Source organism: Deltaproteobacteria bacterium (genome assembly GCA_016235345.1).
Taxonomy (GTDB): domain Bacteria; phylum Desulfobacterota; class Desulfobacteria; order Desulfobacterales; family Desulfatibacillaceae; genus JACRLG01.
Genome location: JACRLG010000012.1, coordinates 1 through 16,918, shown reverse-complemented (window position 1 = coordinate 16,918; position 16,918 = coordinate 1). Strand labels below are relative to the sequence as shown.

14 protein-coding genes are annotated in these 16,918 nt (G+C 58.1%); 3 read left to right on the top strand and 11 right to left on the bottom strand.

Annotation, left to right across the window (positions count from 1 at the left end; translation table 11 throughout):
- Positions 1 to 110: 110 nt before the first annotated feature.
- The 11 genes from ilvC to HZB23_06145 all read right to left on the bottom strand — a co-directional run bounded on the left by ilvC (position 111) and on the right by HZB23_06145 (position 14,290).
- Positions 111 to 1,166 (bottom strand): ketol-acid reductoisomerase, encoded by a 1,056-nt coding sequence (gene ilvC / locus HZB23_06195; protein ID MBI5844241.1) that lies wholly within the window; start codon positions 1,164 to 1,166, stop codon positions 111 to 113.
- Positions 1,167 to 1,454: 288 nt separating this feature from the next.
- On the bottom strand, positions 1,455 to 1,946 hold the full coding sequence (gene ilvN / locus HZB23_06190) for an acetolactate synthase small subunit (GenBank protein ID MBI5844240.1): 492 nt from the start codon (positions 1,944 to 1,946) through the stop codon (positions 1,455 to 1,457).
- A gap of 118 nt (positions 1,947 to 2,064) precedes the next feature.
- Complete coding sequence (gene ilvB, locus HZB23_06185) at positions 2,065 to 3,756, bottom strand: biosynthetic-type acetolactate synthase large subunit (GenBank protein ID MBI5844239.1); 1,692 nt, start codon at positions 3,754 to 3,756, stop codon at positions 2,065 to 2,067.
- A gap of 20 nt (positions 3,757 to 3,776) precedes the next feature.
- Complete coding sequence (gene ilvD / locus HZB23_06180; GenBank protein MBI5844238.1) at positions 3,777 to 5,447, bottom strand: dihydroxy-acid dehydratase; 1,671 nt, start codon at positions 5,445 to 5,447, stop codon at positions 3,777 to 3,779.
- Positions 5,448 to 5,914: 467 nt separating this feature from the next.
- The gene (locus tag HZB23_06175; protein ID MBI5844237.1) at positions 5,915 to 6,712 is read right to left on the bottom strand and encodes an alpha/beta fold hydrolase; all 798 of its coding nucleotides are present in this window, start codon (positions 6,710 to 6,712) and stop codon (positions 5,915 to 5,917) included.
- On the bottom strand, positions 6,709 to 8,142 hold the full coding sequence (locus tag HZB23_06170) for an AMP-binding protein (protein ID MBI5844236.1): 1,434 nt from the start codon (positions 8,140 to 8,142) through the stop codon (positions 6,709 to 6,711). The genes HZB23_06175 and HZB23_06170 overlap by 4 nt, the downstream gene beginning before the upstream one ends.
- Entirely contained in the window at positions 8,139 to 9,236 is a 1,098-nt protein-coding gene (locus HZB23_06165) for a hypothetical protein (protein MBI5844235.1), read from the bottom strand. Before HZB23_06165 ends, HZB23_06170 begins: the two co-directional genes overlap by 4 nt.
- Entirely contained in the window at positions 9,233 to 10,111 is an 879-nt protein-coding gene (locus HZB23_06160; GenBank protein MBI5844234.1) for a 1,4-dihydroxy-2-naphthoate polyprenyltransferase, read from the bottom strand. Before HZB23_06160 ends, HZB23_06165 begins: the two co-directional genes overlap by 4 nt.
- A 305-nt stretch (positions 10,112 to 10,416) precedes the next feature.
- The gene (locus tag HZB23_06155) at positions 10,417 to 11,307 is read right to left on the bottom strand and encodes a 1,4-dihydroxy-2-naphthoyl-CoA synthase (GenBank protein MBI5844233.1); all 891 of its coding nucleotides are present in this window, start codon (positions 11,305 to 11,307) and stop codon (positions 10,417 to 10,419) included.
- Between the two features lie 13 nt (positions 11,308 to 11,320).
- Positions 11,321 to 13,054 carry a 2-succinyl-5-enolpyruvyl-6-hydroxy-3-cyclohexene-1-carboxylic-acid synthase gene (gene menD, locus HZB23_06150; protein MBI5844232.1) on the bottom strand — a complete coding sequence of 578 codons (1,734 nt, stop codon included), beginning with the start codon at positions 13,052 to 13,054 and terminating at the stop codon, positions 11,321 to 11,323.
- Positions 13,055 to 14,290, bottom strand: coding sequence for an isochorismate synthase (locus HZB23_06145; protein MBI5844231.1), 1,236 nt, complete (start codon positions 14,288 to 14,290; stop codon positions 13,055 to 13,057).
- Positions 14,291 to 14,839: 549 nt separating this feature from the next.
- On the opposite strand from HZB23_06145, the gene HZB23_06140 reads away from it, so the two are divergent.
- From HZB23_06140 to HZB23_06130, 3 genes are all read left to right on the top strand, one after another.
- Complete coding sequence (locus HZB23_06140; protein ID MBI5844230.1) at positions 14,840 to 15,049, top strand: hypothetical protein; 210 nt, start codon at positions 14,840 to 14,842, stop codon at positions 15,047 to 15,049.
- Between the two features lie 374 nt (positions 15,050 to 15,423).
- Positions 15,424 to 15,603, top strand: coding sequence for a hypothetical protein (locus tag HZB23_06135; protein MBI5844229.1), 180 nt, complete (start codon positions 15,424 to 15,426; stop codon positions 15,601 to 15,603).
- 22 nt (positions 15,604 to 15,625) lie between these two features.
- Complete coding sequence (locus HZB23_06130) at positions 15,626 to 16,642, top strand: hypothetical protein (GenBank protein MBI5844228.1); 1,017 nt, start codon at positions 15,626 to 15,628, stop codon at positions 16,640 to 16,642.
- Positions 16,643 to 16,918 lie beyond the last annotated feature (276 nt).

Below are 16,918 nucleotides of genomic sequence, written 5' to 3'. Positions count from 1 at the left end.
GTTTTTTGGAAGGGGAGGGAGGGGGTGCGGGGGAGGGAGGGGATAACCTTTTTTTCAAAAAAGGTTTCCCATCCCTCCCCCGCAATCCTTTCACTGCCGTTGCCCTTACACTATTTTTTCTTTCTGTTCTCCGGGCGCAGGGCGCGAACGGCGGCCCCGGTCTTCCACATTTCGGAATTGCGGATGGCGGAAAGTTCTTTTTCGAGGCCTTCGGCGTAGTCCGGGCGGCTGTTGGCGGCAAGGGTGATGCCGCATTCCTCGCCGGTTTTCACCGAGCGGTAGAGCCACTCGAAGACCGGGACCACCGCATCGCGGAACCTGGGAGCCCAGTCCAAGGCTCCGCGCTGGGCCGTGGTGGAGCAGTGGCCGAACATCCAGTCCATACCGTTTTCGGCAACCAGGCGGATGAGGCTCTGGGTGAGCTCCTCCACGGTTTCGTTGAAGGCCTCCGAGGGCGAATGGCCGTTTTTGCGCAGAATGTTGTACTGGGCCTCCATTACGCCCGCGAGGCAGCCCATGAGCACGCCGCGTTCGCCGGTGAGATCGGAATTGACCTCGTTTTCAAAGGTGGTGGGGAAGAGGTAGCCTGAGCCGATGGCTATGCCCACTGCAAGGCAGCGCTCTTCCGCGCGGCCCGTGGCGTCCTGGAAAACCGCGTAGCTTGAGTTGATGCCGCTGCCGTCCAGGAAATTGAGGCGCACGTTGCGTCCGCTGCCCTTGGGGGCCACCAGGATGACGTCCACGCCGGGGGGCGGGATGACCTTGGTCTGCTCCTTGTAGGTGATGGAGAAACCGTGGGAGAAGTAGAGAGCGTCGCCTTTTTTGAGGCGGGGCTCGATGACGGGCCACAGGATCATCTGGGCCGCGTCTGAAACCAGGTACTGGAGAATGGTTCCGCGCTCGGCGGCTTCCTCGACCGGAAAGAGGGTCTTTCCGGGAATCCAGCCGTCAGCGATGGCCTTATCCCAGCAGGGGTCGTTCTGGCGCTGGCCGATGATGACGTTGGTGAAGCCGTTGTCGCGCATGTTGAGGGCCTGGGCCGGTCCCTGCACGCCGTAGCCGATGATGGCAACGACCTCGTTTTTGAGGATTTCCTTGGCCTTGGCCAGGGTGAATTCCTCGCTGGTCACCACTTCCTCGATCACGCCGCCGAAATCGATCTTCATTGTTCCTTTTCCTTCATGTTTTCGTGTTTGAAGTTAACAGCAAAAATACCTCATCCAGCTTCTTATTTGATAAGTCGGACGGCCCCTCGCGTCTGGCGCTCCCATCCGACCGTCTTTTATGCAAACTGCCCACTGCTCACCAGCCTGTTGAAAAACTCAAAATTGACAGGCTGATGAAAAACGATGAGCCGCAAGGCGTGCGAAAAGCCAATGAGTAAGCGTACTTAATGTACGTGACGGAATTGGCTTTGAAGCACAACACAGCGGATCGCGTTTTTCGACAGCCTGTTACTGCCTCTTCTCCCTTGAAAGTGAGCATATCCCCGTGCGGGCGATTTCCTTTATGCCCATCGGGCGTAGAAGATCGAGAAATGCCTCGATCTTGCCTTGGTCGCCCGTGAGTTCCAGGGTGTAGTGGTCGGCGGAAATATCCACCACCTTGCACCGGAAGATATCCACCATGCGCAGGACCTCCGCCCGGTGTTCGGGCTTGGTTTTGACCTTTATGAGGGCCATTTCCCGGAAAACCGCTGGTTCGTCCGAAAGGTCCGATACCTTTATGACGTTCACAATTTTATTTATCTGCTTGGTTATCTGCTCGATCAAAGCCTCGTTGGCCTTGGTGACGAGCGTAATGCGGCTCGTGCCCGGCTCGTGTGATTCGGCCACGCACAGGCTTTCTATATTGAAGCCCCGGCCCGAAAAAAGCCCCGCAACGCGGGAAAGGACGCCGGGCTGGTTTTCCACCAGGATGCTCAAAACGTGTTTTTCTTCCGCCATTGTTTTTCTCCCAAGTCCGGCTGTTCCAATAATGATGTCATTTTAAGGCCGATCACGAGCGATGAGCCGCAAGGCGCCCGGCGAAGCGCAACACTGCGGATCGCGCTCGTGGACGGCCTTACACCAGGAGCATCTCGGTCAAAGCGGCCCCGGCGGGAACCATCGGCATCACGCACTCCTCTCGCTCCACCACGAAATCCATGAGAACAGGGCCGGGAGTCTCGATGCCCTTTTTAAGCACCGCGTCCACTTCGCTTGGCTTGGTGGCCCTGAGGCCCGTTGCGCCGTAGGCTTCGGCCAGTTTCACGAAATCAGGGGCAACGTCCATGACTGTCGCGTTGTAGCGCTTGTCGTAAAAAAGCTGCTGCCACTGGCGCACCATGCCGAGATAACCGTTGTTCAGGATGACTACTTTTACCGGCAGCTTGTCCTGCATGGCGGTGGCCAGCTCCTGGATGTTCATCTGGATGGAGCCGTCGCCCGCGATGTCCACAACCAGTTGGTTGGGCCTGGCCGCCTGCGCACCGATGGCCGCCGGAAGCCCGAAGCCCATGACCCCAAGGCCGCCTGATGTGATGAACCTGTGTGGCCGGTCGAAAAGATAGAACTGGGCAGCCCACATCTGGTTCTGGCCCACCTCTGTGGTGATGAGGGCGTTTCCCCTGGTCAGGGCGTAGAGGCGCTCAACCACGTACTGGGGCTTAATGACGTCCGGCCCCTGGACGTAAACATTGTCGGGCGGGCGCTTCCAGTCGGTGATGGCGTCCAGCCAGGGTTTGCGGGCGGCGGCCACGCAGGATAAGTCCATCTCGTCCAAAAGCTTGTTGACTGCGGCCAGGGTCATCCTGCAGTCACCCACAACGGGCAGGTACACAGGCACGTTCTTGCGGATGGATGTGGGGTCGATGTCCACATGGACGATTTTGGCCTGGCTTGCGAAGCAGTCCACCTTGCCGGTCACCCGGTCGTCGAAGCGGACTCCTATGCCCACCAGAACGTCGCATTCGCCGGTGGCCCTGTTGGCGCGGCAGGTGCCGTGCATCCCTATCATGCCCAGAGACAGGGGGTCCGTTCCCGGAAATCCACCCAGGCCCATGAGGGACATGGTGACGGGAATGGAGAGCCTGCGGGCGAGCCTTGTCAGCTCCTCCGAGGCCGAGCTCATGTTGACCCCGCCGCCCGCGAAGATCATGGGCCTTTCGGCTTCCAAAAGGGTTTTGACGAATTTTTCCACCTGCCGGGGGTTGGGCTCGTAGGTGGGGTTGTAGGAGCGCATCTTCACTTCCTTGGGCGGCTCCTTGAAGGTCATTTTGGCGGCCATGACGTTTTTAGGCAGATCCACCAGAACCGGGCCGGGCCTGCCGCTTCGGGCCAGATAAAAGGCTTCCCGGATGATGCGGGCCAAATCCTCCACCTTGCTCACAAGGTAGTTGTGCTTGGTGCAGGGACGGGTGATTCCCACGATGTCAACTTCCTGGAAAGCGTCGTTGCCTATGAGATGGGTGGGCACTTGGCCGGTTAAAATCACCACCGGGACTGAGTCCGCGTAGGCTGAGGCGATGCCGGTCACGGTATTGGTGGCTCCGGGGCCTGAGGTTACGAGGCACACGCCCACCTTGCCGCTTGCCCTGGCGAAGCCGTCCGCCGCGTGAATGGCCCCCTGCTCGTGCCTTACCAGGATGTGGCGGATATCGGTCTGAAACAGGGCGTCGTAAAGATCGATCAGTACCCCGCCCGGATAGCCGAAAATGGTGTCAACGCCTTCGGATTCCAGCATCTTCATCAATATCTGCGCGCCGTTCAACTTCATGGCGATTTTCCTTTCGATGGCTATGTGACTATCGCGCCGCGATTGGCCGAGGAAGCCGTTTTTGCATACCGGGCCATGTAGCCTTTGGTGATCTTGGGCGCGATGGGCTTCCATGCGGCCCGGCGATTTGCAAGCACGTCTTCGGGAACATCCAGGCTAATGGACTTTGCCGGTATGTCGATTCTGATGATGTCGCCCTCTTCCACAAGCGCGATGGGGCCGCCCGACATGGCTTCCGGGGACACGTGGCCTATGGCCGCGCCGCGCGTGCCGCCCGAAAAGCGCCCGTCGGTGATGAGGGCCACGTCGGCGTCAAGGCCCATGCCGCAGATGACCGAGGTGGGAGTGAGCATCTCCCGCATTCCGGGCCCCCCGCGCGGGCCCTCGTAGCGTACAACCACGACGTCGCCCTTTACAATTTTTCCGGCCAAGATCGCCTCGCTTGCGGCTTCCTCGGAATCGAATACCCTGGCGGGGCCTGAGTGCCTCATCATTTCGGGCCGCACAGCGCTTTGCTTCACAACGCTTCCTTCAGGGGCCAGGTTTCCGAACAGAACCGCAAGCCCGCCTTCTTTATGATAGGGGTCGTTCACGGTCTTGATGACATCGCTATCCAATATGGCCGCTGTTTTCAGGTTCTCGCCCACGGTTTTGCCGGTGACCGTAAGGCAGTCGGTGTTGATGTGGCCGTTTCCGGCAAGCTCGGCCATCACCGCCTGGACCCCGCCCGCCATGTCCAGGTCTTCCATATGGTGCTTTCCGCCAGGGCTTAGGCTCACCAGGTGGGGAACGCGCTGGCTGACCTCGTTGATCTGGGCCAGATCGAAGGCCACCCCCGCTTCGTGCGCGATGGCCGGAAGGTGCAGGGCCGTGTTGGTGGAGCAGCCAAGGGCCATGTCCACGGCCAGGGCGTTTTCAAAGGCCTTGGAAGTCATAATCTTGGATGGGGTGATGTTATCTTCCACCAGCTTTACGGCCCTCATGCCAGCTTCCTTGGCGAGCCTGATGCGGGCGGCCTTCACAGCCGGTATGGTTCCGTTTCCGGGCATCCCCATCCCGATCACCTCGGTTAAGCAGTTCATGGAATTGGCCGTGAACATGCCCGCGCAGGAGCCGCAGGTGGGGCAGGCCTCCTTTTCCATCATGGTGAGTTCAACGGGATCCATCCTGCCGGTCTTGACCGCCCCCACGCCCTCGAAAACCGTGATGAGGTCTATTTCAGCGCCGCCCTTCACCGACTTGTGACGCCCGGCCAGCATGGGGCCGCCCGAAACCACGATGGAGGGGATGTCAAGGCGGGCCGCCGCCATGAGCATTCCCGGAACGATCTTGTCGCAGTTGGTGACCATAACCAGGCCGTCAAAGGCGTGGGCCGTGGCCATGACCTCTATGGAGTCGGCGATTATTTCCCGGCTTCCAAGTGAATATTTCATGCCCGTGTGATTCATGGCGATTCCGTCGCATACGCCTATGACCCCAAAGGGAATGGGGGTTCCGCCGCCCATGTAAACGCCCTTCATTACGGCGTCCACGATGGTGTCAAGATGCACGTGGCCGGGAATTATGCCGTTTGCGGAGTTGGCCACGCCGATAAGGGGGCGGGACAGTTCCTCGTCGGTGTAACCCATTGCGGCGAAAAGGCTTCTGTGGGGCGCGCGTTCCAGCCCCTTTTTGACGTTGTCGCTTTTCATGGTTTCTTCCTTTGGCTTTCCTGAGTCCGATTTTCCCGAAAAAAATTTGCTGTTAATCAGGGCAAAAAAAAATCCGCTACCGGGAGCCGGTAACGGATTTTTTTGAATTTCTTCAAGTTTCCCGCTATCCGGTTCCCCTTCGGCAAGGGTATACGCCGACGCTAATAAGGAGGAGGCTAAGGAGGAGTACTACGGATTTGGGAAAAGACTGGCGCATGAAAGAATCTCCGAAAGTCATCTTGAACCCAATTATCAGCATGGAAACACCCGTGTCAAGGTTTTTTTCAGCATTACAGCCCCCGGTGCCCTTATTTGGCAGCCTAAAATGGAATTAAACCCTGCTCCCCGTAATAAAAAAGATGAGGGCAAGGCGTGGGAAAAGCCAAAATTGAGGGCGCATGCGGCGACACCAACTTTATCGGCCACTTAACCTTTCGGGAAATCCGTATTCTGTAAAACCGGTGGCGCTATAGCGTACCGGCGATGGCTTGGGCCGCCAGGGCGGGATACTGGGAGTGAACGTCGTGGGAGGCGTCGGCAAAGGAATTGAGAATGAGCCGGTCAAGGAACTTTGAGGCGGAAACGACCTCGTTTTTGTACTTGGCGTCATCCTCGCCGTAAAGAAAGCTGACGGGTGTCGGAAGGGCGGATAGGAGCGGCAGAAAATGCGGATGGTTGCCCACGCTCAAAAGGGCCAGAGCCCGGCGCAGCTCTTCGGGGTCGTTTTCCAGCTTTTCCGCGATAAGGCCAGCGAGAACAGACGTCGCTCGAAGTGTGCAAAAAAGCGGCGATTCATGCCACCTGATGAGGAAGGCCCTGAATTCCTGGGGACTTTTCACGCCGGACAAAAGGGCCAAGTCGCTGTTGTAACGCCTTTCGCGTTCCAGCGCGTCGGCGATCCCGAAGGACGCTGATTCAAGAACCAGCCTTTCCACCCTCTTGGGAGCCCTGATGCAGACCGCCTGGGCTAGCCTTCCCCCCATGGAATATCCGTAAAGCGAAAACCGTCCTATGTTCAGGACGTCAAGGCCGCAAAGAACCATGTCCGCCGCGTCAAAAAAGGTTTTGGGACATGCCGCTTCGCCCCACGAGGAAAACCGGGACCTGCCGTGCCCCGGAAGATCGAAGGCCGCCACGTAAAAATCTTCGGAAAGCCTGTCAATCAAAGGGGCCAGGGACGAGGCCCTTCCCATGAACCCGTGCAGCATCGCAAGGGCCGGGTTTTCGGGCTTTCCGGCAACTTCGACAAAAAGGCGCGCCGTCATTTTTCCTCCGACAGCCTTCGGGCCGCTTCCTCCAGGCCCTTTCTTGATCGTTTGAGACCGCCCGGCCCGCTTTCCTCAGGAAAGGGCAGAATCCTTTTTGGTATCTTGTACGGAGGAAGGAGCCTCAAAAGGGCGCTTTTCAGGCTCTCCTCGTCGTGCGCCCCCACGGGTTTCAAGAAGGCCCAGGCAACCGCCCCGAAAAGCGGATGGGAAACCGGCACCACCATCGCCTCCTCCGCAAGCCCGGTTCCGGTTATGGCGCTCTCGATCTCAAAGGGGTTGATGTTCTCGCCTCCTGAAATGAAAACCTGATCCCGGCGTCCCAGAACGGTCAGGTTCCCGTCCGGGTCGGTGCGGCCAAGGTCGCTTGTGGCGAATTTCCCGTGGAAAACGGCGGGCAGGACCTTTCCGTCCGAGATGTAGTGCTTGAAGAGGGTTTTGCCGCCGAGCACTATCACGCCGTTTTGGTCGATCTCAAGGGTTCTGTGTCGAATGGCCCTGCCTGCGGTTTTAAGTTCGCTCCGGGAAGCGCCGGGCGAGGCCGCAGTGACCATGGCGCAGGCCTCGGTGGACCCGTAGGTGGGTATTATTGGGATGCCCGCGCCAAGGGCCTTGTCGATAATTCCCGCCGGACAGGGGCCGCCGCCCAGAAGCACCGCTTTCATGGATGAAAGCGCGCCTATGGCCTCCGGGGATTCCATGAGCCGCAAAAGCTGGGTGAGGACTAACGAAATGATGGTGGGGCCTTGTTTCAGGATGGTCTCCGAAAGGCGTCCCGGATCGCCGTGGAATATGGCGGCCCCGCCGGAAAGAAGTGTTCTGACCGGGATCAGGATTCCGCCCGCGTGGAAAAGCGGAAGGCTCACGAGCCAGCGGTCCATCGGCGACATATCAAGGTGCTCGATGGTTCCGAGAGCGCTGTAAACCAGGTTGCCCACTGTGTGGACAACGCCCTTGGGAGGGCCGGTGCTGCCGGATGTGAATACCACCGATGCTTCCCGGTCGAGCGGAACAGGGGGAAATGGACGGGTTTGCCGTGGCGGGAAGTTCTCACGGAAAATTTCCGTGGAAATGGCCCTGGCCCGTCCCCAGTCCACCCCGGTATCGCCGCAGAAGACGAAATCCGGCCTGATTCCGGCGGGAACCCGGCCAGGAGGGGCCTTGGGGTCCAGGCTCACCAGGGTGAAGCCCCTTACCCATGCGGCCAGCATGAAAAGAAGATGGAGCGGGGAATTCGCCTGCCGGAGCGCCACCATCCGGCCCGGATCAACGCCGATGTCCCGAAGGATCGCCACGAGGCCGGAAAGCTCCTCCGACAGCCCGGCGTAGGAGACTTCACGCCCTTCGTGGATATAGGCGGCATTATTGGCAAAGGCGTCGAAAACAGCCTGGATGTCGATTGCGCCGTCTTTTATGAAGTCGCGTCTCAAGCCCCAAGCTCCTGCACATTTCCGTCAAACATCCTCGTACGCCCCAGGATATAACCCCGGGGCAGAACCAGTCGGCCCTTTTCGATGCGCGGGGATTCCCCAAGCAGGTCTGTTTCCAGGTATTTCAGGGTGTCCAGGCCGTGGGCCGTTTCCGTCGGCCCAAGCCGTGCGATGAGCCCAAGCCCGCAGACGCCGACTCCGGTGTTGTACGATGAGCTCAGTACGGATTTTATCCCGTTTCCTGCAAAAGCATCCATGGCCCTCACCATGCCGGACACGCCCCAAAAGGAGCCGGGCTTCAGAATCACGGCGGACACCCCCTTAGGCAATCGCTCCGGCTCCTGATAATCATGCAGGGACTCGTCCAGGGCCAGGGGCCAGGGGACCGCAAGGGCGCGCCATAGGCCATCATCGCCTCCAAGCGGCTCCTCGACGTATTCCACGTTCATGGCCCCAAGGGCTTTATAATATTCAACATATTGCTCAAGGCTCAGGCTGCGGTTGGCGTCCAGCCTGAGGCTTATCCCGCCTTCGAAATGGTCCCACAGCTCCTTGATCCGCCTTATTTCGACCTTTGGATCGAGGCGTCCGATTTTTACCTTCACCGTGGAAAAGCCCGAATCAGAAAGATAATCGAACTGAGCCAGCGAATCTTTTTTTGATGCCTTGGGAATGAAAAGGCCGTTTACCCGTATGGGGATGCGCTGGTCGGACGGATTTGGCCGCAAGGCTCCCGATAGCCTGCCTGATGCCGCCAAAAGATGCAGGAGGGCGCTTTCAAAGCCGAAGGCGGTGATTGGATTTACCGAAAAGGGCGGTTTCAGAAGACCGAAAAAGGGGGCCGCCAGATCGGGCGGACCGGGGGAAATGCCGGACGCCGCAACAAATTTTCGTAATTTTCCGGTTTCTTCGAGGCATTGCAGAAAATCCACCCGGTCAAGGCCGAAAAGGGGGGCCGCCTCCCCGATTCCGGTGACGCCGTTTTCATCCGAAACCGCTATTATGAATCCCGTGCGGTTGCTTATCCTTTTTCCGGCCACAAGCACCGGTTTTTTCAGGTAAAGGGTAAAGAGGGAGATGTGAAAACCGGTCAAAGGAGCACCCCCGCAGAAAACAGGATCGAATAGACGAACATGTATTTTCCGGTTGCGCCAAGGGAAAGGTTGAGGTTCCCGTCAATGGGGCCAAGGGCGATTCTGCGCCAATGCCTGAAAAAAGCGAGCGAGGAAAGGGGGGCGGCCAGCACGGGCCAGTTTTTCGGAAAAAAGGCCGCGTAAACCAGGGGAACCAACAAGGCCGCAGCCAGAAGGCCCAAGGAGAGCCGCCGGGCGTTTTCCACGCCGAGCATGAGGGCCACGGTCCGCTTTCCGGTGGCCCGATCCGATGCCGAGTCCCGAAGGTTATTGATGGACATAAGAAGCGCGGACAAAAAACCCGGCCCCATCCCCACCCAAAGGGCCTTCCAGGAAAATTCCAGGGCCTGGAGGTAAAAGGTTCCCAAAACCGCAATCGGCCCGAAAAAGACAAAGGCCAGGATTTCCCCAAGGCCCAGGTAGGAAAGGGGTTTGGGCCCCCCGGTATAGAGATAGGCCGCCGCGATGGAGCTAAGGCCCACCATTACTATTGGAAGCCCGCCCCTTAGCGCCAGAAACACGCCAAGAACGAAGGCAGCGCCGAAACAGGCCAGAAAAGCGTTTCTGACCTTTTTGGGGGCGATGAGGCCCTTCTGGGTCACCCTGGCGGGACCCAGCCGGTCGGCTCCGTCAACTCCGTGAATCGAGTCGAAGTAGTCGTTTGCGATGTTGGAGCCGGTCTGGAGAAGAAGGCAGCAGGCAAGGGTGGCAAGGGCAACCGGGACGTTCAGTCCGTTTTCCTCCGCCACCGCCGTTCCCAGGATGACGGGCGAGGCCCCTGCCGGAAGGGTGCGGGGCCTTGCGGCCATGAGCCAGTATTTGAGCTTGGTGTTCATGGGACTGAATGTATTGCCTTTGGAACTGGTTTGGGAAATCACATTTCATACCAAGCTGCAATCAAAACAGGTAATTGCATAACCTCGCGTTGATTGGGCTTCGTTCCTCAGCCCGACCTACAATGACATGCCGGTTTAACGGGTTCCTGATGTTACTCCTTTGAATGCAGCGTGGTATCAGACAGGCCGGTCACAAGCGATGAAATGCGAAGGTTGGCGGGCGGCGCGGGAGCAAGCGTACTTTTCGTACGTGGCGGACCGCGCCGCGAAACCTGACACAGCAGTTCGCGCTTGTGGACGACCTGTCAAAAATGCCAGGGAAATTTCGAGAAATCCTTGGCCCTCTTTTCCACGAAAGCGTCCCTTCCCTCCCTGGCCTCCTCGGTGCCGTAGGCAAGGCGCGTGGCCTCTCCCGCGAAGAGCTGCTGGCCCACGAGGCCGTCATCCGGCAGGTTGAACCCGAATTTCAGCATCCTCATGGCCGTGGGCGACTTGGAGTTCATTATCCTGGCCCATTCAAGGGCCTCGTTTTCAAGGTCCGCGTGGGCGACCACCTTGTTCACCATGCCCATTTCAAATGCTTCCCGCGCCGAGTAATCGAGCCCCAGGAAAAAAACCTCCCTGGCCCGCTTCTGCCCCACCTGCCGGGCAAGGTAGGCCGAGCCGTAGCCCGAATCGAACGAGGCCACGTCCGGGTCCGTCTGCTTGAAGACCGCGTGCTCCATGGATGCGATGGTAAGGTCGCACACCACGTGAAGGCTGTGCCCCCCGCCCACGGCCCAGCCGGGAACCACGGCCATCACTATCTTGGGGGAAAAGCGGATGAGCCTCTGGACTTCCAGGATGTGCAGGCGTCCCAGCCGGGCCGGGTCGATGCCCGCCGTACCCTCGTACTTGTAGCCGTCCGCCCCCCTTATGCGCTGGTCGCCGCCCGAACAGAAAGCCCAGCCGCCGTCCTTTTTCGAGGGGCCGTTTCCGGTGAGAAGCACCACGCCCACGTCGGTGGTCATGCGGGCGTGGTCCAGGGCAGTATACAACTCATCCACGGTTTTGGGACGGAAGGCGTTTCTAACCTCCGGCCTGTTGAAGGCGATGCGCACCGTTCCCTGGTCTTTGGCCCGGTGATAGGTGATGTCCGTGAAATCGAAACCCGAAACCGGGTTCCAGAGAGAGGCATCGAATATTTCGGAAACCACTTTATCCTCCGTATCAGCGCACGGTTTTTCTTTTTTCGAAAACTGTCAGATCAGTTTCTGGATCGAGAACCGCCTCGATGACCCTGGTTTTGCCACTCGAAAGGGCCTCGGAGTAGGCCCGGCCAAGGTCTTCAGGCGTTCCGGCTGTTTGGTGGATGAGCCCGAACCCGCCGCACACCATTGAGATGTCCGTGTCGTGGGGCGTGGTCATGAGGGGATGGCAGATTTCCGGAAAGCCGCTTACGGGCAGTTTCTCGAAAATTCTGCCGCCCCTGTTGTTGGCCACGATCAGGATGACCGGCGCAAGGCTTCGGGAAAGCATCAAAAGGGAGCTGACATCGTGCAGAAAGGAGACGTCGCCCATCACCGCAGTGACCCTTTTGCCCGACCCTTCGGCGTAACCCACCGTGGTTGCGATGTTTCCCTCTATGCCGCTGACCCCGCGATTTGATACGACCGAAACCTGCCCGGAGGCGGGCGGGCCCTCGGCGTCAAAGGCCCTTATGGTGCTTGAATTTCCCAGAAAAAGCGCCTCGCCCGAAGGAATCAGGCTGTTTACGGTGCGGGCGATGAGGGGAAAGCTCATGAGGCCGCTTGGAGTCGCATCATACAGCGCCTTTTCAAACAGTCCTGCTTCTTCGAGAAAACAGGCCGCCGCCCCAAGGTCCTGCGCGGCTGAAATTGTTCCCTGCCCCAGAGCCTCGGCAAAGGCCGCAACCGTTGCGGGAATCCTTAGGCTCGCGCTGTTCGAGGGATCGCGGGAGCCGCTTCGCGGGCTCACAAGGATCAGGTTGAGGCATGGGGCGGCAAGGACGGCCTGGTAATAGTGCTTGGAAACGAACCCCGTGCCAAGTTGAAGAACAGTCTCAGGGCCGTATTTTTCATAAAGCGCCCTTGCGCCCGGATGATCGGGGCAGGGGAGAAGAAGGCCGGGGGGAACCAGGGCCTTTACGGACGAGGCCACGTCGCAGAAAACCGGCCAGCCCAGGTTTTGGGCAAGGGCTGCTGCGGCCTTGCGGTCATTTTCCAACTCCAGCCGCCCGATTGACAGAAGCCCGCGTCGGCATTTTTCCAGTGTGGCCCGCACAAGGCGGACATCAGGCCGAGGCTCTGAAACTTCGGCGTAAACGGTTTGAGGCCCCTCTTTTGCGAAATACCCACGCGCCTCTTTAAGCAGGTTTGCGCAAACCGGGTTGGCCGGGTCAGTAAGCGGGACCAGGGGGTCGCGGAAGGGGCAGTTTATATGCACCGGCCCGTTTTTCACCCTTAACAGGTCATCCAGATGGGCGGCAAGGGCGGTTATGGGATAGGCCGGATCGGGAGGCGGAAGAAAGAGGGATTTCCTTATGAAACCGCCGAAAATTCCTGGCTGCTGCATGGTCTGGTTGGCGTCGCTGAAAACGAGGTCAGCCGGGCGATCCGAGCTTAAAACCACAAGGGGCAGCTCGTCACGGAAAGCCTCTATCACCGCAGGAAAATAGTTGGAAAGGGCGGTGCCCGACGTGCACACCAAAACCCCGGCCCTTCCGGTGGCCTTGGCGTGCCCCAGTGCCCGGTAGGCCGCCCCGCGTTCATCCATTACCGATCTTGCATGGGCGCGCGGGTTGCCTGTGATGGCTGCGATGAGGGGGGCGTTGCGGTTTCCGGGCGAAACGAAAAATGTATCCAGGCCGTTTCGGACAAGCTCCTCCACTACAACCGAGGCCCTGAGAACGCTCATGTTCTGAGCCAGGAAAGCCCTCTCCATTCAGAAACCTTCCGAAGCCCCGATTATGGTTCGCATCTTCTGCTCTGTTTCGAGCCATTCGTCATCCGCCCTGGAGCCGTCCACTATTCCGGCCCCGGCGAACACGTGAAGGGCGTTTCCGGCCACCAGGGCGCTTCTTATCCCCACTGCGAAATCGGCATCGTGGCCGTTCATCCAGCCTATGGGCGCTGCAAACCAGCCCCGCTCGTGGGGTTCGTTCTCAAAGAGCAGGGAAAGGGCCTTTAAAGACGGGTAGCCTCCCACCGCCGGGGTGGGATGGAAGCACCTGAGCGTGTTCAGCACGCTGCGCCCGTTTTTGAGGGTTCCGGAGTGCCTTGTTATGATGTGCTGAACGTTTTCCAGCGCAAGCAGGCTTTCGGTGTCCGAAATCGTCGGGTTTACGGTGATCTTTTCCATCTGCTCCCTTATGCAGCCGGAAACGATCCTGTGCTCGGAAAGCTCCTTCATGGATTCCAGAAGCTCCCGCGCAAAGGCCCTGTCGGCGGCGGGAGTAGCCCCCCTGGGTCTTGTGCCCGCAACGGCGTCGACGCTTATGGCTCTTCCGGAAACCTTCAGGAGCCTCTCAGGGCTTCTTCCCAGGAAGGCTTTTTCCCTTGAAATCTTGTACAGGAACACGAAGGACTTGTCGCGCACCGCTTTAAGGCTTCCCATGATCCCGAAAACCGGCCAGGCTCGTTCGGCCACGAGCACCCGTTTACGAGAAAGAACGGCCTTGTCGATGTTGCCGGACCTGATTTCATTCAGGGTCCGGGCCATCATCTTATCCCATCCCGGCCTTCCGGGAACCTCGTCCGCGAAAACCGTGCCGGGAAAACCGGAGGGTGCGTCCCTGGAATCGAACTCCCTGAGGACAGCCAGCCTCTCCTTAAGCCTTTTTACGGCGCTTTCCGGGGCTTCGCCAGCCATTGAAAGGCCATTTGCTGCAAGCCGGGTTTCCCCGTTTCTTCTTGTAATCTCCAGAAGCGGTACTGTCAGCCTGAGAGCCCCGAACCCGTCCCATTCGCCGGGAGAGGGGCCGTCTCCGAAAAAGGACATTCCGGAAAAAACGATGACCTCGGGGAAGGTTTTCCAGAGCTCTACGAGCCGCGCCTCGGCCTCTTCAATCAGGCAATCCTGCAAAACCTCGCAGCATCCGGCTCCTGCGGCCTCGTAGTCGCCCTCCTTGCCGGAGAAATAGAAATGTTCAGGCGTATCGAGGCGGCTGATCCAATCCACAAGGTCAATGCCTGAGAGGGCGGAAATCGGCCCGCTTTCAAGGCGGACGAATCCTCCCCGGCGGCCAAAGTCGGCATGAAATGTTTTAACGAACACTTCTTCATGTAAGCCAAGCAACTGCGGGCGACGCATGTGATTCTTCCCTGCTCCCGTATTTCTGAAGGCCACGGGCCTTTCGTAAATTACTCCGTTTCAGGAAATCCGCTCCGGCGTGGCCGGGCCTTAAAGGATTTCAAGGGCTATTGATTTACCACTCCCGGTCATTAAAGAAAAGCCCGTTTTTTATCAAGCCTTCACTCATGCGTGGCTTTTGCCCGGGATGCTCGGATTGCCGCCGTTTCGGAGAGGACAGGGTCTTCGTGCCCTAAGGAAAAATCGTAGGGCCTTCGCCCGCGATATTCTTACCTGGAGCTCAATTTATTTCCATTTTTCGTTTTCCCAAAAATTGGGGGGGAGAAAGACCGGTTTGCGGCTATTCGGTATGGAAGGGAAGAAGGATTTCGGTACGGGCTGCCATGACGGTTTCCGGCCACAGGACAAGTAGAGCCCGTGACCGGAGAGGCGTTGTCAAGGGTAACGGCCTTGGGGGCCTGTCTGGAAAAATCGCAGTGCAAGGCCATGCCGATGCGTACCGAAGCCATTAAACAATTTTCAAATGAAAAAGGGCGACTCCGGCAACAACCCGGAATCGCCCTTTTTTTCATTAAACTGGTGCCGAAGGCCGGATCAGCTAAATATCCAATGTTTTCGGCAACATAATGAAAGTATGACGAGTTCTTCTAACATTTAACGCTTTTTTGCGCAGTCTCGACTGTACAATCGCATATGTGCGGTAATAGGGAAAGGGGCCATTTCGGCCCCTTTCTTTTTTTCGTCAAAAGGGCTCCCGCCAAACGCGGGGTGCCCTTTTTTTATGTCCAAACCTAAACCCTGAAAGGAGGCGGATATGACCACCTCAAGAGCGCCGCCCATATAAAAAGGTGCCCTAGGCGACCCCACACCACCATTGGCAATGGACAAGGGGAGTCGGCACCGGGACACCTTTATATAGGCAGCATACGGCAAACAGCGCTTTGAGAAAACGAAAAAACGTCCAGGCCCGACAGGGGCTCTGGACAAAGGAGAAATACCAGATGGAAGATAAGCACTCTATCGCCATGGGCGAAGTCATCGATTCAGATGCCGCCCCTGGCAGTGAAACAATGCCGAGCATGGCCGACGAGGCTATCAGCTCAGGCGAAGGGGTCGCTGACTGCGACAATGCGGTTCGCCCCCTCCAGGAAAAGGGAAAAAAACCTCGTTTTGCCCCATAATGATAAGGGGGCAGGCTCAAAAATGCACTGCGGTGCATTTTCGGGGAAAAATGGCGTTAAAAAACGCAATTTCCCGAACAACGACAATCGCTTCTACCGTTTCGGATCTGACTCGACCGCATTTATAGAGGTATCTTCATCATCCATCGAAGATGCTCCGCAGGTTCCGAGCATGGCCGCCCTTCGTTTAAGAATGGCAGAGTTCAATAGCACGAATGCAAAGGCCATGATCGCCCTCCACGGCCCTGAAAAGGCCTTGGAGGATGCAAAAAGTAAATTCCTGGGCTTTTGCGCTGAAATCCAGCGCGCCGATATCCTGTCCGAGAGCGGGATGATGATCCTTCGGTTAGACCAGACGAAGGCGGTACAGACGCTTGAAGTCTACTGTAAAGAGGGTGGCTTGGACTTCACGAAGCGCGTCGCGGAGGCTCTGCCTCAAATCGGTATGCGCTCGTTGAAGGATTACTATCGGATGCTAAAGTATGCCGATATCTACGACATGCGTTGTCTTGGCAAAAAGCGGTCCGTCAGCCTTCTCGCGGTCATCGAAAAGGACGCTGGTAAGGGCAAGAAGAAGAAAAAGGCTTGGGACGGCGAAACGCCGATTCAGGCTTACTTGGTCAAGCACGGTGTCAATCTGCCTGAGGATACGGGCACGCCCAATGTTGAAGCCTTTAAGTACGAAGTGGATGTGTTGATCAACTCCCGTCGCGCCAAGCACGAAGGTCTCGTCATCTCCCCGGCCTTGCTTGAGGAGTTCACCCGGGAGTGCGGAGAGCTCAAGAGGGCTCACTTTGATGACCTGAACAAGTTCAGTGGCGACGAGGCCAGGCTTAAATCCCGCCTCAGTGTTTTCGTCGATAACGACGGCAATGCACCTCGTCCTGAGGTCGATCCCGACAAAATCCAGGGGCTCATCAGGAAACTGGATAACATCCTTAGCAACAAGGATGCGCTGGAAGACGTCGAATCGGAGTCCGTAGAGGCCCTCAAGGCTAAAGTCGCCGAGCTCGTACAGAAATTGGCAACAGTCGCTTAGCAGGGAACAGTGCCCCTCACCGTCAGTCTCATTGGCGGTGAGGGGCAAAACCAACAAAAAACACATGGCGATTATGGTCGCCGTAGAAATGAGGAAAAATGACAATCGCATCCAATGTCGCGTTTATGGCAGCGTGGTAAGCCTTCAGGGGGTATCCTTACCCGGCGTTGGGCATGAATTTGAGGGCTGGCTGCTCTCCGGCGAAGAAGCTGCGTAGGGCGCTGGCGAGGATTTTGAAGGAGGAGGTTTTCCTTATGCGGCAGGTCTGACGGAGGG

Coding starts and splice junctions, on each gene's coding strand:
- HZB23_06135 (MBI5844229.1), top strand. CDS start 15,424: ATGGAAGATAAGCACTCTATCGCCATGGGCGAAGTCATCGATTCAGAT.
- HZB23_06175 (MBI5844237.1), bottom strand. CDS start 6,712: ATGACGGCGCGCCTTTTTGTCGAAGTTGCCGGAAAGCCCGAAAACCCG.
- HZB23_06130 (MBI5844228.1), top strand. CDS start 15,626: ATGCACTGCGGTGCATTTTCGGGGAAAAATGGCGTTAAAAAACGCAAT.
- ilvC (MBI5844241.1), bottom strand. CDS start 1,166: ATGAAGATCGATTTCGGCGGCGTGATCGAGGAAGTGGTGACCAGCGAG.
- HZB23_06160 (MBI5844234.1), bottom strand. CDS start 10,111: ATGAACACCAAGCTCAAATACTGGCTCATGGCCGCAAGGCCCCGCACC.
- ilvD (MBI5844238.1), bottom strand. CDS start 5,447: ATGAAAAGCGACAACGTCAAAAAGGGGCTGGAACGCGCGCCCCACAGA.
- menD (MBI5844232.1), bottom strand. CDS start 13,054: ATGGAGAGGGCTTTCCTGGCTCAGAACATGAGCGTTCTCAGGGCCTCG.
- ilvN (MBI5844240.1), bottom strand. CDS start 1,946: ATGGCGGAAGAAAAACACGTTTTGAGCATCCTGGTGGAAAACCAGCCC.
- ilvB (MBI5844239.1), bottom strand. CDS start 3,756: ATGAAGTTGAACGGCGCGCAGATATTGATGAAGATGCTGGAATCCGAA.